The 23880-nt window shown below is 43.8% G+C and carries 25 protein-coding genes and 1 riboswitch; of the genes, 1 reads left to right on the top strand and 24 read right to left on the bottom strand.

Annotated features, from left to right (window positions below):
- Positions 1 to 59: 59 nt before the first annotated feature.
- The 22 genes from flhB to AR334_RS26080 all read right to left on the bottom strand — a co-directional run bounded on the left by flhB (position 60) and on the right by AR334_RS26080 (position 16899).
- Complete coding sequence (gene flhB / locus AR334_RS26185; protein ID WP_066321093.1) at positions 60 to 1112, bottom strand: flagellar biosynthesis protein FlhB; 1053 nt, start codon at positions 1110 to 1112, stop codon at positions 60 to 62.
- The gene (fliR, locus tag AR334_RS26180) at positions 1112 to 1888 is read right to left on the bottom strand and encodes a flagellar biosynthetic protein FliR (RefSeq protein ID WP_066321091.1); all 777 of its coding nucleotides are present in this window, start codon (positions 1886 to 1888) and stop codon (positions 1112 to 1114) included. The genes flhB and fliR overlap by 1 nt, the downstream gene beginning before the upstream one ends.
- Before the next feature lie 9 nt (positions 1889 to 1897).
- A complete protein-coding gene (gene fliQ / locus AR334_RS26175; protein ID WP_066321090.1) occupies positions 1898 to 2167 on the bottom strand; it encodes a flagellar biosynthesis protein FliQ in 270 nt (89 codons plus the stop codon).
- Between the two features lie 78 nt (positions 2168 to 2245).
- Positions 2246 to 2941, bottom strand: coding sequence for a flagellar type III secretion system pore protein FliP (gene fliP, locus AR334_RS26170; protein ID WP_066321191.1), 696 nt, complete (start codon positions 2939 to 2941; stop codon positions 2246 to 2248).
- Between the two features lie 59 nt (positions 2942 to 3000).
- On the bottom strand, positions 3001 to 3687 hold the full coding sequence (locus tag AR334_RS26165) for a hypothetical protein (RefSeq protein ID WP_156431402.1): 687 nt from the start codon (positions 3685 to 3687) through the stop codon (positions 3001 to 3003).
- Positions 3617 to 3958 (bottom strand): flagellar motor switch protein FliN, encoded by a 342-nt coding sequence (gene fliN / locus AR334_RS26160; RefSeq protein ID WP_066321088.1) that lies wholly within the window; start codon positions 3956 to 3958, stop codon positions 3617 to 3619. The genes AR334_RS26165 and fliN (AR334_RS26160) overlap by 71 nt, the downstream gene beginning before the upstream one ends.
- A 32-nt stretch (positions 3959 to 3990) precedes the next feature.
- Positions 3991 to 4434, bottom strand: coding sequence for a flagellar export protein FliJ (fliJ, locus tag AR334_RS26155; RefSeq protein WP_066321084.1), 444 nt, complete (start codon positions 4432 to 4434; stop codon positions 3991 to 3993).
- Positions 4431 to 5759: a flagellar protein export ATPase FliI gene (gene fliI / locus AR334_RS26150; protein WP_066321082.1), complete on the bottom strand. Its 1329-nt coding sequence runs from the start codon at positions 5757 to 5759 to the stop codon at positions 4431 to 4433. The genes fliJ and fliI overlap by 4 nt, the downstream gene beginning before the upstream one ends.
- Positions 5760 to 5784: 25 nt before the next feature.
- Positions 5785 to 6558 carry a FliH/SctL family protein gene (locus tag AR334_RS26145; protein ID WP_066321080.1) on the bottom strand — a complete coding sequence of 258 codons (774 nt, stop codon included), beginning with the start codon at positions 6556 to 6558 and terminating at the stop codon, positions 5785 to 5787.
- Entirely contained in the window at positions 6548 to 7549 is a 1002-nt protein-coding gene (gene fliG, locus AR334_RS26140; RefSeq protein WP_066321078.1) for a flagellar motor switch protein FliG, read from the bottom strand. Before fliG ends, AR334_RS26145 begins: the two co-directional genes overlap by 11 nt.
- A 1-nt stretch (position 7550) precedes the next feature.
- On the bottom strand, positions 7551 to 9158 hold the full coding sequence (fliF, locus tag AR334_RS26135; RefSeq protein WP_066321076.1) for a flagellar basal-body MS-ring/collar protein FliF: 1608 nt from the start codon (positions 9156 to 9158) through the stop codon (positions 7551 to 7553).
- 4 nt (positions 9159 to 9162) lie between these two features.
- Positions 9163 to 9453, bottom strand: coding sequence for a flagellar hook-basal body complex protein FliE (fliE, locus tag AR334_RS26130; RefSeq protein WP_066321075.1), 291 nt, complete (start codon positions 9451 to 9453; stop codon positions 9163 to 9165).
- 12 nt (positions 9454 to 9465) lie between these two features.
- Entirely contained in the window at positions 9466 to 9906 is a 441-nt protein-coding gene (gene flgC / locus AR334_RS26125; RefSeq protein ID WP_066321073.1) for a flagellar basal body rod protein FlgC, read from the bottom strand.
- A 16-nt stretch (positions 9907 to 9922) separates the two neighbouring features.
- Positions 9923 to 10309 (bottom strand): flagellar basal body rod protein FlgB, encoded by a 387-nt coding sequence (gene flgB / locus AR334_RS26120; RefSeq protein WP_253701373.1) that lies wholly within the window; start codon positions 10307 to 10309, stop codon positions 9923 to 9925.
- Between the two features lie 99 nt (positions 10310 to 10408).
- Positions 10409 to 10496: riboswitch (cyclic di-GMP riboswitch) on the bottom strand.
- A 173-nt stretch (positions 10497 to 10669) separates the two neighbouring features.
- Entirely contained in the window at positions 10670 to 11050 is a 381-nt protein-coding gene (gene fliS / locus AR334_RS26115) for a flagellar export chaperone FliS (protein WP_367576378.1), read from the bottom strand.
- 12 nt (positions 11051 to 11062) lie between these two features.
- Complete coding sequence (locus AR334_RS26110; RefSeq protein WP_066321068.1) at positions 11063 to 11413, bottom strand: hypothetical protein; 351 nt, start codon at positions 11411 to 11413, stop codon at positions 11063 to 11065.
- 2 nt (positions 11414 to 11415) lie between these two features.
- Positions 11416 to 12975, bottom strand: a complete 1560-nt coding sequence (gene fliD, locus AR334_RS26105) for a flagellar filament capping protein FliD (protein WP_066321063.1) — start codon at positions 12973 to 12975, stop codon at positions 11416 to 11418.
- Positions 12976 to 13080: 105 nt separating this feature from the next.
- The gene (gene fliN, locus AR334_RS26100) at positions 13081 to 13449 is read right to left on the bottom strand and encodes a flagellar motor switch protein FliN (RefSeq protein WP_066321062.1); all 369 of its coding nucleotides are present in this window, start codon (positions 13447 to 13449) and stop codon (positions 13081 to 13083) included.
- Complete coding sequence (fliM, locus tag AR334_RS26095) at positions 13442 to 14368, bottom strand: flagellar motor switch protein FliM (RefSeq protein ID WP_082693117.1); 927 nt, start codon at positions 14366 to 14368, stop codon at positions 13442 to 13444. The genes fliN (AR334_RS26100) and fliM overlap by 8 nt, the downstream gene beginning before the upstream one ends.
- A 62-nt stretch (positions 14369 to 14430) precedes the next feature.
- Positions 14431 to 15261, bottom strand: coding sequence for a flagellar hook-basal body complex protein (locus AR334_RS26090; protein WP_066321054.1), 831 nt, complete (start codon positions 15259 to 15261; stop codon positions 14431 to 14433).
- Between the two features lie 72 nt (positions 15262 to 15333).
- Complete coding sequence (locus tag AR334_RS26085; protein ID WP_066321053.1) at positions 15334 to 15777, bottom strand: flagellar hook capping FlgD N-terminal domain-containing protein; 444 nt, start codon at positions 15775 to 15777, stop codon at positions 15334 to 15336.
- Between the two features lie 15 nt (positions 15778 to 15792).
- Positions 15793 to 16899 carry a flagellar hook-length control protein FliK gene (locus AR334_RS26080; RefSeq protein ID WP_066321048.1) on the bottom strand — a complete coding sequence of 369 codons (1107 nt, stop codon included), beginning with the start codon at positions 16897 to 16899 and terminating at the stop codon, positions 15793 to 15795.
- Between the two features lie 126 nt (positions 16900 to 17025).
- Here AR334_RS26080 and AR334_RS26075 point away from each other — a divergent pair, with 126 nt between their 5' ends.
- A complete protein-coding gene (locus AR334_RS26075; protein ID WP_253701372.1) occupies positions 17026 to 17697 on the top strand; it encodes a glucosaminidase domain-containing protein in 672 nt (223 codons plus the stop codon).
- Between the two features lie 136 nt (positions 17698 to 17833).
- On the opposite strand, the gene AR334_RS26070 is transcribed toward AR334_RS26075, so the two are convergent.
- The gene (locus tag AR334_RS26070; protein ID WP_066321044.1) at positions 17834 to 21766 is read right to left on the bottom strand and encodes a hypothetical protein; all 3933 of its coding nucleotides are present in this window, start codon (positions 21764 to 21766) and stop codon (positions 17834 to 17836) included.
- An 87-nt stretch (positions 21767 to 21853) separates the two neighbouring features.
- The gene (locus AR334_RS30700; RefSeq protein ID WP_066321042.1) at positions 21854 to 23458 is read right to left on the bottom strand and encodes a flagellin; all 1605 of its coding nucleotides are present in this window, start codon (positions 23456 to 23458) and stop codon (positions 21854 to 21856) included.
- Between the last annotated feature and the right edge of the window lie 422 nt (positions 23459 to 23880).

Here is a 23880-nt window from a genome sequence, read left to right as displayed (position 1 = left end):
CTTCTTTCTCGGGGTCAGAACCCCGTTGTGTTAATACGATAAACCAGCGTGGCCTTCCCCTAAAACCTGCCCTTCAACCGATACACATAGGCGAGAATTTCGGCAACCGCTTTAAATAAATCCTCTGGGATTTCCTGCCCGACTTCTACGGATGAATAGAGAGCACGGGCCAACGGTTTGTTTTCTGAAATGATGACGCCGTTTTCTTTGGCAATTTCTTTAATCTTCTGCGCCATGAAGTCAACACCCTTAGCGATAACAACCGGCGCTTTCCCGGCATTTGCATCATAGGAAATGGCGATGGCGTAGTGGGTTGGGTTTGTGATGACCACATCAGCCTTTGGCACGTCCTGAATCATCCCGTTCATAGACATTTGCCGCTGCAGCTCACGAATTTTCCCTTTCACGAGCGGGTCCCCTTCGCTCTTTTTGTGCTCATCCTTGATATCCTGAATCGACATTCTCAGCTTCTTTTCATGGTCATATTTTTGAAAAATAAAATCGGCAATTCCAATGACCACATATACAATCGAAGTTACGATCCCAAGTTTCACAATTAAGTTAAAAAGGTATCCGACAACCTGTGCCACCTTCATTTGAGGGAAATGCAGGATTGCCATGATTTCCTTTTTTAAAAGAAAATAGGAAACCAGCGCCATCACTGTGATTTTGATGATGTTTTTCAACAGCTCCACAACAGAACGCATCGAAAAAATCCGCTTTGCCCCTTCGATTGGGTTCAATTTTTTCAGGTCAAATTTAAAGTTTTCGGCTGTAAACAAGAAACCGATTTGAATATAATTCGAAAATAACGCCGCTATAAATGACACCAATAAAACCGGCAACACTGTTTTTAGCGAAAGCAGACTCAAGTCAGTGAATAGCTGCTGGATATTTTCAGGTGATAAGCTGACCGTTAAATAGGAAGAAAAAAGGTCATGAAACAATAGCAACAAATTGGCGCCAAGCGTTTTTCCATAAGCAAGGAGAAACGAAAAAAACGCCAGCAACATGAGTGAAGAAGAAAATTCTATACTTTTGGCAACCTGGCCCTTGTTCCTGGCTTCCTTCCGTTTCTGGGGGGTGGCTTTTTCTGTTTTTTCTCCACTCATCAAGACGCCCCCATAATCCGAATCATTTGGCTGAGTGATTCGCTCATTTGTGAAACCAAGGTATTTAATAATAGGAAGAAACTCGGAAGTGCCAACAGCAAAACAATAAAATGGACACCGATTTTCACGGAAAATCCGACAACCATCAGGTTGATTTGCGGTGACGTTTTCCCGATGATGCCCAGCACTAAATCAACCAAAAATAACGTAAAAACGATCGGGGCCGCCATTAAGAAGGCAATCACAAAGGAGTTCTTAAATGTTTCCAGCATAAGTGTGGAGATTCTCCCGTCCAGCAAGGCCGGAACTAGCGAGTCGACGGGAATCCATTGATAGCTGTAGAGAACTCCCTGAAGCAACAAATGATGCCCATCCACCGCTAGAAGAAACAAGGTCGCCAATACATTTTTAAATCGCCCTGTTAAATTCACATTTGTACCCGATTGTGGGTCGTAAACGGCACCCATCGCAAAACCTGCCTGGAGATCGATGAACGTTCCCGCCAATTGAACGGCATAAAATAGAACAGAAGCGATGAATCCCAAGCCTAAGCCGATCATACCTTCCTTGATTAGCAACACAATAAAGTTACCTGAGAAGGCCGGAACCGAGGCCGGGGCAATAGCGACTGCTACGAGAACGGCGAGAAAAAAGGACAGGCCGATTTTAAACGGTGCAGGAATCGTCCTCATCATGAAGACTGGAACAGTGATAAAAAAACAGCTGATACGCACAAAGATAAGTAAAAAGGACGGAATTTGATTGAGCCATTCCATTTTGCTCCCCTACCCGGCATATTGCGACAGATTGGCCAAGATGTTTTGAGTAAAGTTTAATAGATGCCGCAGCATCCACGGCCCAAATAACAATAATCCAGCAAACACGGCAATGATTTTCGGGACAAACACAAGCGTTTGCTCCTGAATTTGGGTTACGGCTTGAAAAATACTGATGACCAGGCCGACAATCAACGCGATTCCCAAGATAGGTGCTGCCACCAGGATCGTGACAAACACGCTCTGCTTCGCTACTTCAAATACCATTTCCGGTGTCATGATGTTGAAAACCTTCCTTCTCTATTGGGGTCTGACCCCCAGTGCGTTAATGCGTTAAACCCGCGGGGGTCTGACCCCCTAAAAACTGATTAGCAGTGATTTGACGATTAAATGCCAGCCGTCTACTAAAATAAATAATAGAATTTTAAATGGGAGAGAGATAATCACCGGCGGGAGCATCATCATCCCCATCGCCATCAAAATACTGGCTACAATCATATCGATGATGAGAAACGGCAAAAAGATCATAAACCCCATTTGAAAGGCCGTTTTTAGTTCGCTAATCGCGAATGCTGGCACAAGAACGGTAATCGGGATATCTTGAATCGTTTTCGGTTTTTCGCTTTTTGTATAATCTAAAAATAAATTTAGGTCCTTTTCCCTTGTCTGCTTTGCCATAAATTCCTTAAGCGGCTTGCTGGCAGTGTCAAAGGCCTGCTCCTGCGAGATTTTCCCATCGATAAACGGTTGGAATGCGTTTTGGTTGATGTCCGAATAAACCGGTCCCATGATAAACATCGTCAGAAACAACGCCAGACCAATAATGACTTGATTGGGCGGCATTTGCTGGGTGCCTAACGATGTCCGGACAAACGACAGCACTATAACAATTCTCGTAAACGAGGTCATCAGCAGCAAAACCGCTGGCGCCACCGAAAGAACGGTTAATAATAAGATTATTTTGACTGACGAGGCTACTGCCTGCGGCTCAGAGGATGTATTCAAACCGGGTATTGGTGAGTTGAGCGCAGCAAAGCCGACATCATAAAACATGAAAAACATGAAAGGTATAAGAATTACGATTTTTTTTACCAACTGAATCTCCGCCATTGTTAGTCTTTTAGTTTGTTGATCGGAATACTCGATTGTTTCACTTGATTCATTTGGGAGATGAAGGTCTGTTCCCAGTCCTCGTTGTGTGATTTTTTTTTAAAAAAAGAAGGCAGGCTTAGCTTTTGTTTACCTTCCGTTTCCTCCACAAGCGACTGCAAGATCAGGTCTTGTTCCTGTCCAGGTTCAACTGTCCGCAGTAGGCGGACCTCATTTCCAATTCCTAAAATATATAAGGTTTTCCCGATCATCAGCATTTGCAACGAGCGATTCGAGCCCAACGGATATCCTCCCATTGAATGAAAAGGGCCTTGTGACGGGATATTCTTCGATTTTGCTTTTAAAAATTTCAAACAGAGCAGCAAAAGAATGATAATCGCCGCAAATGAAAAAATGAATTTTAGAAAAGATGGGACAAGTGATGGCTGTGTCACAGTTGTCGGAGAAGTCCCCTGAACGGCGTCCGGATTTGTTTTGTCGTTGGAATATGCATCATATACCGTATTGCCTTCCTTTCCAAACGCCACTTTCTCGTTGGAAAGCGATGAGAAGGACAGCACTATGACAAAGGCCAGGATGACTTTTTTTACTACTGGTTGCAAGTGACTCACCTCTAATTTAATCGTGCATTCTTTCTTCGCGTTCCTGCTTGGAAACGATATCGGTGATCCGAATCGCAAACTTTTCATCGACGACGACCACCTCGGCCTCGGCAATCCCGGAACCGTTGATGACGACATCGACGTGTTCGCCGGCAAGCTTGTCGACTGGAATAATCACACCTGGCTTCATTTTTAAAATCTCCTTCACCCGCAGCTGGGTCTTACCTAGCTCGACAATTAATTGAAGGTTTACATCTTCAATCGAATGCAGTTCATTTCCGCTGGTTGTTGATTTCGTTTCTTCAAATAGAGGGGCAAATTGGACCGCTTTAATTTGTTTTATTTGTTTTTCACTCATAAACATGTACTCCCTCTCTGCTTTCTTGTAAACTAGTTTTTATTATGAAAATACCGAATGACCGCCATCTCATCCAACACGCTTTGCTCTTCACGCTTAAGATTCTCGGCGTAGGCATCATAGGATTTGTCCCGCCACGTCGACCACATTTTTTCCTCTTGATTTTTTGCCAGCAGCAATTGATTCTTCAAAGCAAGCTCTCGCGTCAAATTTTCGACCTTTGTTCGCTCCCTCTCGATTTGCTTGTTAAGAAAAAGCAGATATTGTTCGCGTTCCTGAATTTCCGTGACCGTCAACGACGTTCGCATAGAAGTCTGGTAATCTCGCAAATAACTCTCTTTTCTATTCACAAGCTGCAGCAGCTGTTGTTCGGCAAGTTCCTTCGTTTTCCTCGCCACATTCATCTCGTTTAAAGCCGATTCCTTTTCTTTTTCCTTCATCGTTAAAATTTTTTCAAATCGAAATTGGAAACTCATTCAGCCATCACTCCAAATTGTTGAATCATTGTCATTATTGCGTCATCTAAATTGGACGTTTCATTGACCCCTTGCTTTAAAAATCGGTCTATCCAAATTTTGTACTTAATGGACAAATCAATTTCGGCATTCGTTCCTTGTTTATAGGCACCGATTTTTATTAAATCTTCTGCCTCCTGGTAAACGGCCATATACTGTTTTATTTTTTCTGCGGCGTGAAGATGCTCTGGAGTTCCGATATCCTTCATCACCCGGCTTACGCTGTTTAGCACGTTGATGGACGGGAAATGCCCGAGCTGTGCCAGCTTGCGGTCCAACACGATATGTCCATCCAAAATGCCTCTTGCGGTGTCAGCAATCGGCTCATTCATATCATCGCCGTCGACCAAAACGGTATAAAAAGCGGTAATTTCCCCCTTTGGTCCGGTTCCGGCCCGTTCTAACAGCTTCGGCAGCATCGCGAATACGGACGGCGTATAGCCTTTCGTTGTCGGAGGCTCGCCAATCGCCAGGCCAATCTCTCGCTGTGCCATCGCGTAGCGGGTAACCGAATCAAGCATCAGGTTCACGCTTAAGCCCTGATCGCGGAAAAATTCCGCGATGGTCGTCGCAATGATGGCACCCTTAATCCGGACTAATGCCGGTTGATCGCTCGTAGCCACAACAACGACTGAGCGTTCCAAGCCTTCTTTACCTAGGTCACGCTCGATAAAGTCCAGCACCTCGCGGCCACGTTCGCCGATGAGACCGATGACATTGACATCGGCGCTGGTGTTTCTGGCAATCATGCCTAGCAGCGTGCTTTTTCCCACACCGCTCCCAGCGAAAATGCCAACCCGCTGTCCTTTTCCGATGGTGAGCAGCCCATCCAGAGCTCGCACCCCGACACTCAAAGGAGTACGGATTCTCGGCCGCTTCAATGGGTTGGGCGGGTAGTTGTTGGTGTCCACTTCGATTAACCCTGACGGCAAGGGACTGTCATCCATCGGTTTACCTAAGCCATCGAGTACCTTGCCCAATAATTCCATGCCTACCTTGACGGTCAGCGGCTTTCCGGTTGACACTACCTCACAGCCCGGACCAATCGAAACTAGCTCACCTAACGGCATCAATAACACCCGATTCCCCTTAAAGCCGACCACCTCTGCCTCTAACGGCTGTTCCGAGGAGGAGGGATAGATAAGGCAAACATCCCCAAGCTTTACGTCAGGCCCCTGCGATTCGATTGTAAGGCCGATAACCTGCGTGACCTTCCCGTTAAACTTAATCGGGTTGATCGTCTGAAGCGTTTGTAAGTATCGCTCAATTTTTAATAACTTGTTCATCCAAAATCATCCCACTCGCATTTGACTATTCGCTTTCAACAGCTTGTTCATAGGCATCATCCCGTAATGTTTTCAATAACGCCTGCTTGATTTCTTTCAACTGGACATCGATTCTGGCGTCGATGCTGCCGTAGGAGGTTCGAATCACGCAGCCTCCTTGCTCAATCGAATGCTCCGGTAAGATTTTCACCTCGACCTGGCCTTCGACCGATTCCAGCAATTGCTGGCGCTGATTTTGCACGAACTCGTAATCCTCCGGGCTGACGCAAATCGAAATCATGCTCCGTTCATTGGAGTACAGTAAGCTTTGCTTAATGAGGTGAATGAGGGTTTCCGGATTCGCTGCCAATTCCTTTTGAATCACCTTTGACGCCATGTTTACCGCCAATTCAATGACAAACGGTTCGGATTCTTTAATAATGCTCTTTTTCTCTTCATACGCTTTGTCCAATACTTCCTGCGCCAGCCCGATTCGGCCGGCATAGTCGAGTTGGGATCGCTGCAGCCCTTCGGCATACCCCTCATTGAAGCCCTGGCGTTTGATTTCCTCAAGCTCCTGCATGACCTTTTCCTGTTCAAGAAGCTTCCATGCTGCCAGCTCCTGTTCGGTTTTTGCTTTTTCCGCGGCAGCTAATTCTTGCGCCTCATGGATGATTTCAGCTGCCCGTTCTTCTGCATCTTGTAAAAGTTCCTCTGCAAAAGGGCCGGAGTTTAATGATTCAATTTCTTTTTTTATTGCCAAGTACTTTGTTTCGACAACCGGCGATATCGACGTTGCTTTAAAAAGATTAGATGACAACTTCTTCTACCCCTCGCCGTTCGATAATGATCGAGCCTTCCTCTTCAAGCCTGCGGATGATTCTAACAATCCGGCCTTGTGCTTCTTCTACTTCCTTTATGCGGACAGGACGATCGAATTGACTTTGCTCCTCAAGCATTTCCACGCGGCGTTTCGAGATATTTTTAAATATTGCATCCTTGAGGTCATCGCTGGCCATTTTCAACGCTAGGTACAAGTCCTCCCCGTCAACATCGCGCAAGATCCGCTGAATCGAATGGTTATCAAGAAAGGCAATGTCCTCAAACACAAACATTTTTCCTTTGATTTCTTCAGCAAGACTGGAATTCCGCTGCGATAAAGCCTCTAAAATATGCTTTTCGGTGCTGCGGTCGACGCCGGTAAGGATATTGACTATATTGTCGATGCCGTTGTTCACGGAATAATCCTGAGACGTTGTCGTCGACAGCTTTTCCCGTAGCACCTCCTCAACCTGCCGTACCACCTCAGGGGAAACGGTATCCATCAAGGCAATTTTGGTGGCGATTTCCGCTTGTTTTTCCGGTGAAAAGGCGGCAAGGATAGCTGAAGCCTTTTTCGGTTCCAAATAAGAAAGGACAAGAGCGATTGTTTGGGAATTTTCATATTGCAGCAGGTTTAAAATCTGTACGGGCTCAGCCCGTTGCGCAAAGGAAAATGGCTTCTTTTGATTTCGTTCCGAAGATCGGTCCAGCATCTCCTTGGCCTTCTCCTCGCCAAAGGAAAGAGCGAGCACATCCTTGGCAAAATGTTCACCGCCGGTGGAAACCACCTGCCGTTCCGAGGCAAGATTGAAAAATTCATTTAACACATCTTCCTTGACCTTAGTGTCAATCCATTGGAGATGGGCAATCTCCTTTGTAATTAATTCCACTTCATCCTCATTTAACTGTTTCAAAATCGCGGAGGACTCCGCTTTTCCTAAAGCAACCAATAGAATGGCGACTTTTTGAATTCCCGTTAACTTTCGCATGTTATCCCTCCTTTTCTTCCTTTAACCAGTACCGCAAAAGGTCCACGAATTCCTCGGTATTTTTTCCGGCAAGCTCGGTTAATTCCTTTTTGACTGATTCTTTTTTATTTGAACCGGACTCGAATTCCTCAAGCTTTTTCACTTCTAAAAATTCCGATGCCAGTTCAAGCTCATTTTTCTTTTTCCGTCTTACTAATGCCGCGGTCACAAGGCCCCCTAACAGCAACGCCAGGGCCGCTGCGCCAATCCATATATAATTGAGATAAGAATCGATTGTTGGCTCGTCCGCTTGAGCAGGTACCAAATCCTTCTTACCGGCAAACTCGCGAGGAAACACGGTGATTCGGTTATTAAGGTCGGCTTCTGTTAAGTTATTATTGTCTTTGATAGCCGTTCGAACCACATTCGCAAGGATGTTCCGGATATTTTCCTCAGTTTCCGGTGTTAAGGACGCTGGATTTTTCGGATTCGGCGGCTCGACGCCGACGTTAATGGTCAAATCCTCGATGGAATACGGGCTTTCAACCATTTCCTTTGTAATCCGGTTCACCTCATAATTGACACGGTTTACTTTTTCCTCATAATCATTCTTACCGGTGCTGCCGCTAGCGGCGTAAGCCGGAACATCTCCTTCCCCGGTTTCACCAACCCCCCCTGGGACGGCACCCTCGCCGCTATAGCTTTTTGTTACCTCTTCGACACTGACGGCAATCCCTTTATCCTCATTTAACGGTTCTACCAAGTTTTGCTGGGTCTTCACTTTATCGAAGTTCAGCTTCACAAATGTTTGAACCAGCACCTTATCTTGTCCAAGCATGGTGCCAAGCAATTGTTGGATGCTACGCTGAATATCCGCTTCGATCTTCTGCTTGATATCCCGCTGGGTTTCATAGCTTTCCACGCCTTCAAGGGCAGCATCCTCGGAATTGGTCAAACCTAGGAGCTGGCCGTTTTGGTCAGTAATCACGATATTTTCTTCCGGCAAATCGGGAATACTCTTTGACGCCAAATGGTAGAGTGCCTTAATTTGTTTTTTTTCCAATTCATAGCCTGGTTCGAGGTCGACGATAATGGAGGCGCTCGCCTTTCCTTCCTCCGCCGGCCTGATAAATACACTTTCCTTTGGAAGAGTAATCATCACCTCGGCATGTTTCACGCCGCTTATTTTCGTCATTAAATTGGCTAATTGCCCTTGAATGACTTCCCGCTCAATGGCGTCTAGTTCACGGTCGGTGACTCCGAACTTCAAATCCTTCGTCTGCTCGGAAAAACTGATCGGGCCGCCTTTCGGATAACCCGCAGCAGCCAGATTGACCACCAAGTCGGTTGCTACCTCACTTGGCACGAGGATTTGCGTGCCATTGTTTGTGATTTTGTAATCGGTGACGCCTTGCTTCTCCAAAACTCCCTTAATTTCGCCGATTTCCTTTTGGGTTAAAGGATTGGCATAAAGTGGCACCAGGTTGGGTTTGGCCATAAAGAAAATCGTTAAACTTAGGATGGCGACCAACAGGATAAACGTCCCAATATACAATGTTTTATTTTTTTTACTCGCATTCTTCCAAAACTGCGAGAATTTTTCCTTGGAATCGATGATTTTTTGATTCATTAGCCTATACCTGCATTCTCATGATTTCCTGATAGGCTTCAACGACTTTGTCCCTTACCTGAGTAGTCATCTGCAGCGCGATTTGTGCTTTTTGCGCAGCAATCGTGACATCATGTATATTTTTAATTTCCCCTGTGGCCACTTTTTCCGACATGTTCTCCGACTGGACAATCGTTTCATTAGCTTTCTGGAGTGCCTCACTCAAGGTCGCAGAAAAAGAGGCCGAAGCAGTCTGTGTCGGTTGATTTTTTCCTATAAATGCAGTTGGATTCGAAAACAGCTGATCAATTCTCATTGGTTAATCTCCTTATTTACCAATCTCTAAAGCCTTCAATGCCATATTTTTTCCTACATTAAAGGCCGTGATGTTTGCTTCATAGGCGCGCGTTGCACTCATCATGTCGACCATTTCCTTTGTGATATCGACATTTGGCATCAGCACATAGCCGTCTTCACCGGCATCCGGGTGGGTCGGGTCATAGACTGGACGGAACGGAGTCTTGTCATCTACGATTTTTGAAACCTTGACACCACCCGCATTCATTTCATCCTTTAAAAATTGACTGAACGGGGATCCCCCAGTCCCGTTTGCCTGCACCTCGACCATCTTTCTGCGATAAGGTGTCCATACCCCATCCACCAACTGCCCTCTCGTTGTTGTGGCATTGGCGATGTTAGAGGAAATGGTATCCATTTTCAAACGCTGCGTCGTTAAGGCAGAGGCACTATTGTTTAACGATTGAAACATTGACACGACGACTCACCTACCTGCTTCTAATGGCTGTTTTAAGTAAATTTAATTGTTCTGATGCTTGGGTTGATAAGGTTTGGTACCAGATGGAGTTTTTGGTTAATTCCGTCATTTCGCTATCAACATCCACTCCATTGCCGCTATTTTGCATAATGTACGGCTGGGTGGTAATCATAGGCTGACTAAGTACAGATGTACCGATTGGAATATGCTTTTGGTTCGTTCTAGTTCCGGCAAATCCAGAACCCGAAAGCTCCTGTTTTAAAATTTCTTCAAAGATGACTTGTTGAGGTTTGTAGTTAGGAGTGTTTACATTTGCGAGATTGTTAGAAATCGCATTGTTTCGTAAGGCACTAGCATCTAAAGCACGCTTCAGGATATCAATGTTTTGCAACATCATGTGTTCCCCCTTTTCGTCACTGGAATATTTTTCTACTCATTTGACCGACAAAAAAAAGACCACTCCGAAGAATAGTCTAATAGGGTAGATTATGACTTCTTCGGTAGCTGGCTGGCGTGATCAATAATTGATTGTAGCCCCTATAGCTTTGCGTCGCTGGATTTCCCCAGGTTTGCCTTTATCGGATTGTGTTTGTCGCTTTGGAATGCATAAAAAATGTCGAATTTTGCCTATGAAATTAATATTACAATGATTTAACTTTTATTACAATGGAAAATAACCAAAAAGAACTACTTCACAAAAAATTTACACATTTGATTTTGAAAAATAATCAAAAAGACCTACTTAACAAATAAATTGTTAGGTAGGTCTTACTATTTTCATCGCTTCCTTCCATGTTTCCTGCAATTCTGTCAACATATTCTGCACCTCTCCCAACAGCTGCTCATCCTTTTTGGTGTTTGCCTCTATCAATCTTTGCTTCATGTAATCATAGAGGAGAATTAATGACTTGGATACTTCTATATCCATGTCGAGCGTCACCATCAGTTCACTGACAATCTTCTGCGCCCGGATAATCCGGTCATTGGTTCTTTCCCAATCCTTTTTCTCCATTGCCATTCTTGCCTGAAGGATAAATTTAATGGCCCCGGTATACAGTAATAGCGGCAGCTCTTCCTTTTTGGCAAATAACACCTGATTGTTTTCGTAGGATTGATATGGATTGTTTACTGCCATCATCTTTTCACCCTTTTATTTTCTTTTGTCATAAAACACTCCACTTGGAGCAACCGCCAGCTCCCCGTACTGCTGTTTGATGTTTTTCTCTTTTTTGACCGCCTGAATCGCCGAAAGTGCAATTTGCTGTTCTTTGGTTAATTTCTCCAAGAGCTTTTGCTCTAAAGGCTTGATTTGCCGGAGCATTTCTTGGATGTTGCCGTTCATCAGAATGCTCCCATGGCACTGGTCAAGTTCATTTATTGTTTCGATGCATTGTTGGCGTTCTGTCAGCAGCTGTGTAATCTGTTCAGCTGTTACCTCCGCCAATAGTCCTAATGTCAGCTGATGGTACTTAGTCAACACTGCCTGCTTTTGTTGATGCAAGATTACATTCCTCCGCCCATTTGCTGCATTAACCAGCTGCTTTGGGTATTCGCTTTTTGGATCGCCTGCTCCATTGCTGTGAACTGCTTCCAATAATAACTTTCTTTCGTTTGCAGCCGCTTCTCCCAGGAATCGATTTGCTGATCGAGCCGGTTGAGGGCCTTTGATAAATAGGAATCACTTGAAAAACCAGCGGCCTTGGTGATATCCTTCATCGTCTCGTTCAACTGGTCATACATTCGCCAGGCAACTCCGCTATTTTGATACTCTTCTGTGTTGTTCACGGTATTATTGGCAGCTGGGCCGGTATCGTGCTTTTTCGAAAAAAGTCGAGCAACATCCTCAATATTGTTTTCAAGAGCAGCTTTTAATTTTTTTTCATCAATGACCAACTTGCCATTGTCGCGGTAATTGGTGCTTGGGGTGATACCGATTTCCGCTAACGTATCAAACTGGCTGTTCATCATGGCAGTGTCTTTATCGCTAACCTTGGCATATAAGGTTTGCCGAATTTTATCAAGGGCGGAAGCGATGATCCGGTCACTAGCCAATATCCCGCTCTTGGCCTTCTCTTCCCACATTTCGATTTCCTTATCCTTCATATCCTTCTTCTGCTCATCTAACAAGGGGGCAAAACCCTTTTCGCGTTTTTCAGTCGTTTTGTCGCGCAGCGCTTTAATCGTGTCGTTGTATTTATCGACAAAGCCTTTAATGCTATCAAAAATAGAATCGACATCGGCTTGTTTCGTGATTGTCACCGTGCTCCCGGCTGGAATTTCCGTCTTTAGGTTAAAGGTTATCCCATCGTACGTAAACTTGTTGCTGGTAATGGTGAGCGGGGTTCCGTTAATAACGACCTCGCCGGGTGTGGCGTTGACGCCTAGGTTCCCGATGGCGCCTAATGGGTTTCCGGCTGCGAAATCATTCTGTGACCCGCTGATGGTGCCGGCTGCGATGTTTAATGGGTTTGCCCCATTAGACAGATTGGCGATGCTGATTGCCGTTGCAGCATCCTTCGACGTAAAAATAATCGCGTTGTCGCCGCTAGAATAGCTGGCGGTGACTCCTGTTTTTGCGGACAGGGCATTGATTTTCGTCAGTGAACTTTGAATCGTGTCCGTGCCGGTCAGTTCAATCGTTTCGTTATTTAGGGTAAAACTGAAGCCCTTGCCAGTTCCCAATTCAGTTTTATCATTCTCCACTCCAGCAGCGGCAAATTTAACGGAGGAAGGAGTTCCCGGCTGATAGGGTTTGGCAGCGGAAATCACGTACTCACTTCTGCTCGGCTGACCGGATAAAGAAACCTCCAGCTTATTACCATCCGATGAAGTAAGCTTGCTCTGCTGAAAGGTAGATTGTAATCTGAGCGCCTCCATTGAGGAGCGCAAATCAAGGAATTTTGTATTCACATCGCGATAGGCATCCATTTTCCACTGAGTTACCGTCTTATTTTGGATGACTTTATTTAACGGGATTCTTTCCGCGTTCATTAATTTGGCCACGAGCGATTCGGTATCCATTCCAGATGCCAATCCGGAAAACCGCAGATCGTTACTAATCATAAAGCGAAGCCTCCGATCGTTTATCTATATTGGTTAACGGCATTTTCGACAGTAGTGTTTAGTTTTTTTGGAATAAAAAAAGGCCTTATATCGGCCTTTTTTCGGTTAATTAATCGTTTTATTTAAAATTTCGGTCACGCGGATGCCGAAATAATCGTCGATGACGACGACTTCGCCTTTGGCGACAATTTTGCCGTTAATCAGGACGTCGACCGGCTCGCCGGATACGCGGTCCAGCTCGATAATCGAACCCTGCGAAAGCTCGAGCACTTCGTTAATTTTCTTTTTCGTCCGACCAAGCTCCACCACTAGCTCTAATGAAATATCCATGAGCATATTCAAATTGACCGATTCTTCTTCCCGCTTTTCGGGTTCATCGGGCAAATCTTGAAAAACAAACGGCTTGGTCTTCGATTGATTTTCTCCTAATAAAGCGTCAAGCTCTTCTCGTGAAATTTTCCCATCGTTACTCATGTTTTTTTCCCTCTTTTTCTACAACAGTTTCAATTTCCGCTGCCAGCCGCGTCTTTTTAACCCCTGGCTTGACCAAGAATTTCACTTCTTTTCCGACCATCGCCTTTAACGGTTCATCATAAAGCTGGTTGAGCTGGATGACATCGCCGACATTTAACGATAAAAATTCCTCAATCGAAATCTTCGAGCGCCCCAATTCCACGCTTAACGGGATCTCAAGCCCTTCAATTTTAGACTTTAACAACTTTGATTCCTGCTTGTTCTTGGCATGACTGCGGGGTGAAAACAATTGATAGGATGATAGCTTCGGCAAAAACGGCTCGAGAATAATGTAAGGAATGCAAATATGCATCTGCTCGGTCATATCGCCGATTTTTATCGTAAACGCAATGACAATCACGGTTTCATTGGGAATCGCAACCTGCAAAAACTGCGGATTGGTTTCAATGTCAATCACCTTCATGTCGACATTCATGAGATCTTTCCACGATTTCTTTAAATTTTCCACAAACCCTTCGAAGAGCTTATGAAGAATGTTTTGTTCAATTTGTGTTAACGAGGCTTTTTCCTCAGAGGAAACTGCGAGCTCCCGGCCTCCTAAAAGACGATTGATAATCGCAAAAGCCATTTTCGACTTTAATTCCATGATCATCCTGCCCTTTTCGGAGGTTTCAAACACGTTTAAAATCGTGTAAGCCGGCAATTGCTTGATGAATTCCTCATAAAGCATTTGATTGACCGACACCACTTCCACCTGGACAATGGTCCGTAATTGCGTGGAAATCGCAGACGCAAGCTGGTAAGCGAAATTATCGTGAATTCTCGTTAATACCCGCACCTGTTCCATCGATAAGCGCAGCGCCTTTTTAAAATCATAGACTTTCACATCATTGCTGTTCTGTACAATTCTTTCTTTCATCGAATAGATTCCACCGCCGTAAAGAGCTGCAATGGGAAAGCATAGCTATCTTCCCTCACACTCTATCGTTTTAAATTCACTAGTTCTTCTAAAATTGAATCGGATACGGTAATCACTTTGGCATTTGCCTGAAAACCGCGTTGCGCGGTAATCATTTCGGTGATTTCTTCAGAAAGGTCGACATTCGACATTTCCAATTGGCCTGAAACGATTTGCCCGGCATGGTTAAATTCTCTCTTGTCAATCAGGTCATCAATGAGTGGTGCGGTAAAATCATTGTTCATTTGCGCATTGCCTGTTAATTCATACAAGGAACCGCCCACTTTTTTCAACCCGCCAGGATTAGAGACAACCACCGTGCCTAGAGTTGTAATCTCATCGGAAGTGCCTGCAGGAGTGACCCCTTTGATAACCCCATTATAATCAATTGTGTAAGAAACATAAACATCCGTATCGATTTGGATTGGATTTCCTTCGAAGTTGAGCACTTTATAGCCTTGCGGATTGACGAGGTTGCCTGCTCCGTCAAGAGTGAAGTTTCCTGCTCTCGTCATGTATTTCGCATTGCTGTCGTTTTGAACAACGAAAAATCCATCCCCATCAATATATAAATCGGAAGAAAGGTTGGTCGTCATTGGGCTTCCAGGCGTGTGCATCGTATCAATGGCCGCTGTTTTCACGCCGAGCCCAATTTGCACCGGGTTGGTTCCGCCTGAACCGCCGGCAACCGGCGAAGAACTGCCCCGGACCGTTTGGCTTAACACGTCCTGAAACATGATTCGGCTTTTCTTATAGCCGACTGTATTCACGTTGGCGATATTGTTACCAATCACATCTAATTTATTTTGGAACGCCTTCATTCCTGATACACTTGAATTTAATGAACGCAGCATTTGTCATACCTCCGAGTAAAATTTTTATGGTAGTAGTTTTGTTTTGTTTTTTGCAGGAACGATATTTTATCTTTATCCATTTTGCGAAGATGTGTCTTTTGCGGAAACGATTGTTTCTACAGGAATCTCTTGGTCTTTTATTTGGTAGAAAAATTGAGTCCCCTTCTTGATCACCCCGTTCACCTGGCCACCCTCTGTCAGGCCGGTATCGGAATTCAGCCAGGACACTTCCTTGTTGATCATATGGGAATACTGGCTGATGTCGGCAGTTTGCGAATGGGCGAATTGATTAAAGGCTTGATTCAGATTGGACATTTGTTCAAGCATACTGAATTGCGCTAACTGGACAATAAATTCCCGGTCCTCCATCGGCTGAGTTGGATCCTGATTTTTCAATTGGGTGGTAAGGAGCTTAAGAAACACATCCTTGCCTAACGGATCGCTCGTTGGCTTCGTTTGTTTGCTTGTCATGCCGGCAGCTGTCTGCATGCGGGTTTGAGTATCGATGGTTGGCACGTTGCTAATCTCCTTTTATGCAAGAATGTTGATGCTGGTCTCGGACCCTTTGTGAAGGTACGTATCAATTGTGGTATGGCTATGATAAAACTCGTCACGACTGGGCTTCTTTTTGGTAAAACGCTGCTGGTGCTGCTCTTGTCCTGACCTTCCTTCCGGCTGGGAAAAACTGCTTTGAAGCATTTGTCCGCTGCTTTGGCTTTGGGCAATCTCGATTTTATCGACCTGGAGCCCTTGCTGCTGCAACGCGGTTCTTAATAATGACACCTGCGACTCGAGCATCTCTTTCCCATGGGCCGTTTCGGCTGTGATTTGAGCGAAGACCTGCCCTTTTTGAATCGTGATTTTTACGTCAATTTCGCCGAGGTGTTCCGGGGTGAGAGAGAATTTCGCCTCCATCAACTCGGTGGACTTTGTATGATGTTTCAACAGCCCGATGACCTCTGTAACAAACTGTTCCCTTGTAATTTTCGATGATTGGGAAGTGGAAGTTAGCTCCGGTTCCTGTCCGGGCGTATGTAATGATTGAAAAATAACCTCTTTTCCGTTGAACTGCCTCTGAAAATCAAATTCTGGCTCGGTTTTCGGGTCTAGCTGCTGTGCGTTTAACGACTCCGTCGCCTGGATTGGCGGTTGCGTGTTTAGCGTCTCCATCCCCGGTTTTATAAGTTCCGTCACAGCTTTATGGGTGGCGCCGGACCTTTCCACGGCCGGTTGTTGATTCGGGGCTTCTTGTTCCGGTGCCATTTTTTCGTTTACCTTGAAAACCTCCATAGCCACTTTCGGGTCTTCTTTTTGCATGAATGTAACTTGGCCCTCAGCTGCCGCTGCTTTGGTTTGAAGCTCTGTCAGGTTATCAGGTTGGCTGAAGATAAAACCCAGCAGGTCTTCTCGCGTTTGCTGTTCATCTTCCTGAAGGGTTTCCTGGTCTACTATGTTCGCGTCCGGCTCAGCAGCCATTATGTTTGATAAAAGCTCTTGGGCTGTGTTCGTTCCTGTCTCATTTTTCAACTGATTCAACAACTCGAAAAACGCACCGGCATTGGGTTGTTCCGTTTTTTTGTCGCTGCTTGTCTCCGATAGTTTTTGGTTGGTCGTGCTCATAGATGCAGCTGGAATCACAAATGATGCTCCCTTCTAGCAAAAGGTACCTATTTTTCAAAATAAAAATAGTCTAGTAACTAATCAAATTTTCATTTTAGCCGATATAAAGTAATATAAGAATAATTTCAATTAACAGGAGTATGAATGATGACTTATAATCCGATTTCTACAGATTGGTTTAGAAATATGGCCTTGTTTTCGATTTCAAAGAGCCTGACCGGCATTAATACCTCTCAAATTCCAACAGGTGATATGTTTACGAGTATGCTGCAGGCTATATTAGATCAGCAGTCTATGAATTTTTCCGAGACTTCCGGAAGTGGAAATTTAGTTGATAAAAACAGTACGATTTCCAACGTGATAAAAGATTATACGCATTTACTGGATGGCAATACTTCTGCGACCTTGAATTTCTCCGAAGTTTCGATTGATAAGTTAGGCCCAACTCTTAAAGGTAAATTGTCTGGCATGGGCGCGAGTTTCCTCGAAGCCGGCCGGCAATATAACATCAATCCGAACCTGCTTGCCTCCATCGCGATGCACGAGACCGGAAACGGCTCGTCACGAGCGGCTCATGAGAAAAATAATATCGCCGGGATGATGGGCAAAAATGGCCTGCGAAACTATGATTCTGTTGCCGAAAGTATTTTTGATATGGCCAGGAATCTGCGAAAAAATTACCTGGACAAAGGCTTTGATACCATCGCCAAAATTGGCGGCAAGTATGCTCCCGTACGCGCTGCCAACGACCCAACCGGATTGAACAACAACTGGGTGAAAGGCGTAAACAACTTTTTCTATACGTTAAGGTCATAATCTATGAAGAGGCTGCCCCTCTGAAGACATCGTCTTGGGGGCAACCTCTTTATTTTTTTCTAGTGAAACAGGTTTCTATCTGGGTTGAGGACAGGTTTCTTAGCTCTTTGGCTGGATCTGTCCTCAAGAATTAGTTTTACTTAATCACTTTCACAGTCGTGCTTCCGACGACAAGATAACCGTCAACGATAGCGCGGAACTCTAGATATTCTTCTTTCTCATCCCAAACAAAATCTTCGCGGTTGAATTTGAATTGGCCTTTTTTCGCTTGGTTCTCTAAGCCTTTGCTATCGTTGTTCGCTTGAACACCATTTATTTCCGCTGTTGACAAATCGACATTGGCAAAGCTAATTGACTTAGGCAGCGATACCTGAACGGTGAACACGCCTTTGTTGCCATTGATTACTTTTGGTAAAACTTCAATGGTCGCTTTGATATAAACGGAAACCGTTTTGGTTATTGTCGTTTTTAAGCCAGCGTTGTCGATAGCAGTTATTTTAATCGTATAAACGCCTGGTTTATCAAGCGTCACTTTGCCAGTAGTGTTAACGACGCCATTGACTTCCACAAAAGACTCTTTGATGCCTGATAGATTGTCAGAAGCTTGGTAGTTTAAGTCCAAAACAGTTCCAAGGGCATAATCCTTTGCAAAATCAGCTGTAATTTTCGGCGCAGTTTTATCGATTTTAACTGTTACAGTTTTGGTCTCTTCAACATTACCTGCTGTATCAACGCTGTAGAAGGAAACCGTATGGATGCCTTCTGTTTCAACAACAAAGCTTGTGCCTTCGACAAACTCAGAACCGTTGAAAGAGTAGTAGGTTGCTTCTACGTTGCTTAAATCATCGGTTGCGGTTAGCTCTACATTCACTTTTTCGGTATACCATTTGTCCTCGACATTGCTTACGGTTGTTGGGGCAGTTTTATCTGTTTTCACTTCAATTGTATGTTTTTCTTCAATGTTTCCAGCATTATCGACACTATAGAAAGTAATCGTGTTGACACCCTCGCTATCGAGCACAATGCTTGTACCTTCGGCAAACTCGGATCCATTAATCGAGTAGTAAGTTGCCTTAACACCGCTTAGCTCATCAGTTGCTGTAAGCTCAACATTTGCTCCCTCGACATTGGTTACTGTTGTTGGAGCGGTTTTATCAACTTTAACCTCAACGGTTTGCTTTTCCTCTATATTTCCTGCGTTGTCGACACTATAAAAAGCAACTTGATTTACACCTTCTTGATCGAGCACAAAGCCAGTGCCTTCGGCAAACTCAGAGCCATTGATAGAGTAGTAGGTTGCTTTCACGCCGCTTAAATCATCAGTGGCAGTAAGCTCGACATTTACTATATCCGTATACCATTTTTCCTCGATATTACTAACAGTTGTTGGAGCTGTTTTGTCCACCTTTACCTCAACCGTTTGTTTTTCTTCAATATTTCCGGCATTGTCGACACTATAATAAGTAACTTGATTTACGCCTTCTTGATCGAGCACAAAGCTGGTGCCTTCGGCAAACTCAGAGCCATTTATAGAGTAATAAGTGGCTTTGACGCCGCTCAAATCGTCAGTTGCTGTAAGTTCGATATTTACAGCATCACTATACCATTTTTCCTCAACATTGCTAACTGTGGTTGGGGCTGTTTTATCAACCTTAAACTCAACAGTTTGTTTTTCCTCAATATTTCCGGCATTGTCAATACTATAAAAAGTAATCGTGTTGACGCCTTTTTTATCAAGCACAATGCTGGTGCCTTCCTGGAAGTCAGAACCGTTTACTGAATAGTAAGTGCTATGGACACCAGAAAGATTATCTACCGCAGTAAGTTCTAAAACTACATCCTGGTTGTACCAGTCACCGGTTGTATTGGCAGTCGTTTTCGGTGCTTCCTTGTCGATTTTAACTTCAACCGTTCTCACTTCTTCTACGTTGCCAACATTGTCAACGCTATAAAATGAAACGCTGTGCACGCCTTCTTCTTCAAGAGCAAAGCTTGTACCTTCTATAAATCCTGAACCATTTACAGAATAATAGGTTGTTTTCACTCCGGACAGGTTATCCGTTGCGGTTAATTCAACATTCACATCTTTGTTATACCAATAAGCACTTGCATTAATAACGGTTTTCGGTGCTTCCTTATCGACCTTTACATCGACTGATTTCACTTCTTCGACGTTTCCGGCGTTATCCACGCTGTAGAAGGAAACCGTGTGCACGCCTTGTTTATCAAGAGTGACACTTGTCCCTTCAACAAAATCGTTTCCGTTAATAGAATGATAGGTACTCTTGACGCCGCTTAAGTCGTCAGTTGCTGAAAGAGTAACAGTCACGTCATCTTTTGACCATTCTAGGTTGGTCTCAGCAGCGGTAACAGGCGGTGTAACATCGAAAGCTTTTTCGATATCAACCGTAACAGTTGCATAGTCGATCGATTCGATGCCATCTTCAGTGACTGGGACGATCAGATATTCGTGAGTGCCTTCTTCTTCTGGAGTCGGTACTGTGTAGTTTGGATCTTTTGTTGTTCCGACAAGGACTCGCTCGCCATTAACTTCTTTATAGACATTATAGGAAGCAGCTTTTTCCACCGGTTCCCAGGAGAGGTTTATCTTGTCGCCTTTTACTTGTGGTTTACTTGCTTCTGGTGCTGGTAATACTGGCACGACCTCCGCCACAACAACATTTGAGTAGGATGATTTTCCGAAACGGTCGGATTTTGCTACCACTGTATACTCATGTTTGCCCTGTTCTAGATCTTTAACGGAATAACCAGTTTTAGTAGTAGTGCCAATTAATATTGGTTCGCCATCTAATAATTTATAAATCTCGTATTCAGAAGCATATGGTACAGAAGACCAGCTAATAATCGCACTATTTGCTGTATCCATATTTAGGATAGCTCTAGGAGCCTGCATTTCAGGGAAATCAACCGTTACATCATATGCCTTTGGTGCCGATTCACCAAAACGGTCGCTTACTGTAACAATTTCATACGTATAATCCCCTTCAGGAAGATTACTTAAATAGTAGGAACGACTAGTTGTCGTAGCAATGAGCTCCTTTTGATCACCGTTAATTTGATAAATCTTATAATTTGTTGCGTATTTTACGGAAGACCATGACAGAAATAAATCATTTCCATTATAGAAATAGGAATTGATCTGATCTGGTGGAAGGATCTCTGGATAATCGACTTGCACACTGATTTTGCTGCCTTCCTTCGATTCTCCAAATTTGGAGCTATAGGAAGTAACTTCAAAAACATTTTCTCCCTCAGTAAGGTTCGAAATATATTGTCTTATATTAACCGTAGTGGCAACAAATGTCCTTTCACCATTAACTATTTTATAAATATTATAGGATGCGGCAAAAGGAACCTCTTTCCAGCTTAGCGTAGTATTATTAATGTCATAAATAAAAGACGTTAAGCCTTCAGGTCCGTACATAATCGGATATACCACATTTACCACAAGTGAGCTTGTATTTGATTCACCATACTTATCGTTATAAGAGGTTAATTCATATACATGCTGCCCCTCTGAAACATTGGAAAATGTTTTGCTTAACGTGGTCGAAGTACTAAGTAGTTCCCTTTGTCCATTTTTCACTTCGTAAATTTTATAGCCATTCGCATACTCAACAGCATTCCATTTTAACGAAACATCATTCCCGTTATAAATAGTTGATGTTATTCCATTAGGCGGCTGCATTTCAGGATATTTAATCACAAAGTCTATTGTTGCGGATAACTGGGATTCTCCTGTACTATTAACTGCTGTCACAGCATAGGTATGAGTCCCTGCTGCAACACTTGGAAAATAGCGATTTAGATTCGAAGTTTGACTTAATTGAACTTTTTCTTCACCTTTTATCTCATATACTCGATAAACAGATGCTCCACTAACAGCGTCCCATCTTAAAATCACATTATCGATCCCATCGAGAGTAAAGCGCACATTTGTTGGTGCAGTCGGGATACTGGCGGCTAATGCGGAAGTAATCGGCGAAAATAACTGCAATAGTAAAACAGCCAGGACCAACCAAGAAAGCTTCTTCTTTAATTTTTGCATACCCTATCCTCCTTGATCTTTCATAGATAGCCTAAAAAGAAGTCCCTTCTTTCAAGAGACTTCTTTTCAATTTTAAAAAACTAGTTCTTAACCACGAAGAAGCTGTAACACACCTTGAGGCTGTTGGTTAGCTTGCGCAAGCATTGATTGAGCTGCTTGAGAAAGAATGTTATTTTTCGTAAATTGCATCATTTCATTTGCCATATCAACATCTCTTAAACGGGATTCAGCAGCCGTTAAGTTTTCAGATGAAGTTCCAAGGCTGTTGATGGTATGCTCCAACCGGTTTTGGATAGCCCCTAGTTTAGAACGCTCAGACGAAACAGTGCTGATCGCTTTATCCAAAACATTTAAAGCTTTTTCAGCTCCAACTTCACTCATTAGCGAGATATTTACACCATCTTTTTTAAGACCAAGAGCCACTGAATCCATTGAGTTGATACCGATTTCTAATGTCTGTCCGGAGTTGGCACCTACATGGATGGAAACTGTGTTGTTGGCTGAACCTACTGTTATCGTAGAGACATCGCCTGCATTAATAGTGTCGTTAAAGGATAATTGCAGGTTAGAAACTTGAACAACAGAGTTGGAACGAACTGCGATTTTGCCATCGCCTTTTCCTGCTGCACCGTCCCCATTGATATCAACTGAAGCAATAAAGTCACCCTTGTTAGCGGCTACTTGGATTTGTTCAAGCCCCTCATTCGTTCCGCCGTTCATTTCTTGATTGAATGAAGAACGAGCAATACCTTCTGACGAAGATGCTGTGATCGTGATTGTACTAATATCATTTGCAGCCCCTGATTGTCCGGTAATTACCAAGGAGTTTGCCGCTGATGCTGGCTGATCAAGACCCAATGCATCTACGTCTCCTGTAGCAGCACCGCCAGCTGTATCTACTGAAACATCTGCTGCACCTAATGTGTTTTTAACCGATGCCATAAAGTCATCTAGCGTACTTTCAGCTGTTACTACATAAACTGAATTCTTTACCTCGCCGCCAACAACTGCGGATAGCGAAATTTCATCTCCTACTTGAAGACCATAGTTGCTAGTGCCATCGCCCAGATTAGTTAGTTTTGTTGTACCGCTTACAGCTGCCGGAGTCGTACCATTGTGATCCATTAATGTGCCAGTCTGCCAAATGGATGCAGTCGCTGCAGCTAAAGGCCCAGTAGTCGTTACAGTTGTAGTTCCAGCTGCTGCTGTGGAAGAAGCAACAACATTTGCAACTGCTCCTCCTGTAGATTGAGCAAATTTAGCAGTTTTAGAGATATCGCCGTTTAGGATCTTGAAGCTGTTGAATTCTGTATCGTTAGCAACGCGGTCGATTTCATCGATGAGTTGGTTCACTTCTGTCTGGATGTTTTGTTTGTCTTGAGTTGTCGAAGTTCCGTTGGCAGCTTGGTTAGCAAGCTCACGAACACGTTGAAGAATGCTGTGTGTTTCGTTCATTGCGCCCTCTGCTGTTTGAATTAAGGAAATACCGTCTTGAGCGTTGCGAGATGCCTGATCCAGTCCGCGGATTTGTGCTCTCATTTTTTCAGAGATTGCTAGACCTGTCGCATCGTCAGCTGCTCGGTTGATACGTAAACCTGAAGATAATTTTTCTAAGTTCTTTGATGCCGCATTTGAGTTTGCACTTAATTGGTGGTAAGCATTTAGTGCGGAAATGTTATGATTAATTCTCATCTCTTTCTTTCCTCCTAGTTTTTCAAAAGTTTTGTTATTACCTTGCTACTAATAAGTAACGACATTATTTGCGGAGTGGAGAGTGGGTGGTGAGGGATTTTTTATTATTTTTTCTTTGGAGGAATTTTCTACTAGTATGCCTAGAAGGAACAGGAGGAGTCACTCAACCCAAATAAAATTGATTAGCTACTTACTTCACTGCTATTCTCCCATTTTGGTATCCAATGGTACCTATTGACTACCCGTTTGGCTTCCTTTCTTCCATCTTGGTCGCCAATAACCTCTATTGGCTACCCGGTCCGATTCCCTTCTTCCATCTCGGTCGCATATAACCTCTATTGGAGTCAAGTCCATTCTTTTGTGTAAAAGTGTCAATAATGTTTTTCAACCAATTAATAAATTTATTAATAAATGGTGTTAGT

Source organism: Bacillus sp. FJAT-29814, from assembly GCF_001510715.1.
Classification (GTDB): domain Bacteria; phylum Bacillota; class Bacilli; order Bacillales; family Cytobacillaceae; genus Neobacillus.
Note: the sequence above shows the minus strand (reverse complement) of the source record. Positions and strands in the feature narration are given on the sequence as shown.

Coding starts and splice junctions, on each gene's coding strand:
- flhB (WP_066321093.1), bottom strand. CDS start 1,112: ATGAGTGGAGAAAAAACAGAAAAAGCCACCCCCCAGAAACGGAAGGAA.
- fliR (WP_066321091.1), bottom strand. CDS start 1,888: ATGGAATGGCTCAATCAAATTCCGTCCTTTTTACTTATCTTTGTGCGT.
- fliQ (WP_066321090.1), bottom strand. CDS start 2,167: ATGACACCGGAAATGGTATTTGAAGTAGCGAAGCAGAGCGTGTTTGTC.
- fliP (WP_066321191.1), bottom strand. CDS start 2,941: ATGTTTTATGATGTCGGCTTTGCTGCGCTCAACTCACCAATACCCGGT.
- AR334_RS26165 (WP_156431402.1), bottom strand. CDS start 3,687: ATGAAAAGTTTGCGATTCGGATCACCGATATCGTTTCCAAGCAGGAAC.
- fliN (WP_066321088.1), bottom strand. CDS start 3,958: ATGAGTGAAAAACAAATAAAACAAATTAAAGCGGTCCAATTTGCCCCT.
- fliJ (WP_066321084.1), bottom strand. CDS start 4,434: ATGAGTTTCCAATTTCGATTTGAAAAAATTTTAACGATGAAGGAAAAA.
- fliI (WP_066321082.1), bottom strand. CDS start 5,759: ATGAACAAGTTATTAAAAATTGAGCGATACTTACAAACGCTTCAGACG.
- fliG (WP_066321078.1), bottom strand. CDS start 7,549: ATGCGAAAGTTAACGGGAATTCAAAAAGTCGCCATTCTATTGGTTGCT.
- fliF (WP_066321076.1), bottom strand. CDS start 9,158: ATGAATCAAAAAATCATCGATTCCAAGGAAAAATTCTCGCAGTTTTGG.
- fliE (WP_066321075.1), bottom strand. CDS start 9,453: ATGAGAATTGATCAGCTGTTTTCGAATCCAACTGCATTTATAGGAAAA.
- flgC (WP_066321073.1), bottom strand. CDS start 9,906: ATGTTTCAATCGTTAAACAATAGTGCCTCTGCCTTAACGACGCAGCGT.
- flgB (WP_253701373.1), bottom strand. CDS start 10,309: ATGATGTTGCAAAACATTGATATCCTGAAGCGTGCTTTAGATGCTAGT.
- fliS (WP_367576378.1), bottom strand. CDS start 11,050: ATGATGGCAGTAAACAATCCATATCAATCCTACGAAAACAATCAGGTG.
- fliD (WP_066321063.1), bottom strand. CDS start 12,975: ATGATTAGTAACGATCTGCGGTTTTCCGGATTGGCATCTGGAATGGAT.
- fliN (WP_066321062.1), bottom strand. CDS start 13,449: ATGAGTAACGATGGGAAAATTTCACGAGAAGAGCTTGACGCTTTATTA.
- fliM (WP_082693117.1), bottom strand. CDS start 14,368: ATGAAAGAAAGAATTGTACAGAACAGCAATGATGTGAAAGTCTATGAT.
- AR334_RS26090 (WP_066321054.1), bottom strand. CDS start 15,261: ATGCTGCGTTCATTAAATTCAAGTGTATCAGGAATGAAGGCGTTCCAA.
- AR334_RS26075 (WP_253701372.1), top strand. CDS start 17,026: ATGATGACTTATAATCCGATTTCTACAGATTGGTTTAGAAATATGGCC.
- AR334_RS26070 (WP_066321044.1), bottom strand. CDS start 21,766: ATGCAAAAATTAAAGAAGAAGCTTTCTTGGTTGGTCCTGGCTGTTTTA.
- AR334_RS30700 (WP_066321042.1), bottom strand. CDS start 23,458: ATGAGAATTAATCATAACATTTCCGCACTAAATGCTTACCACCAATTA.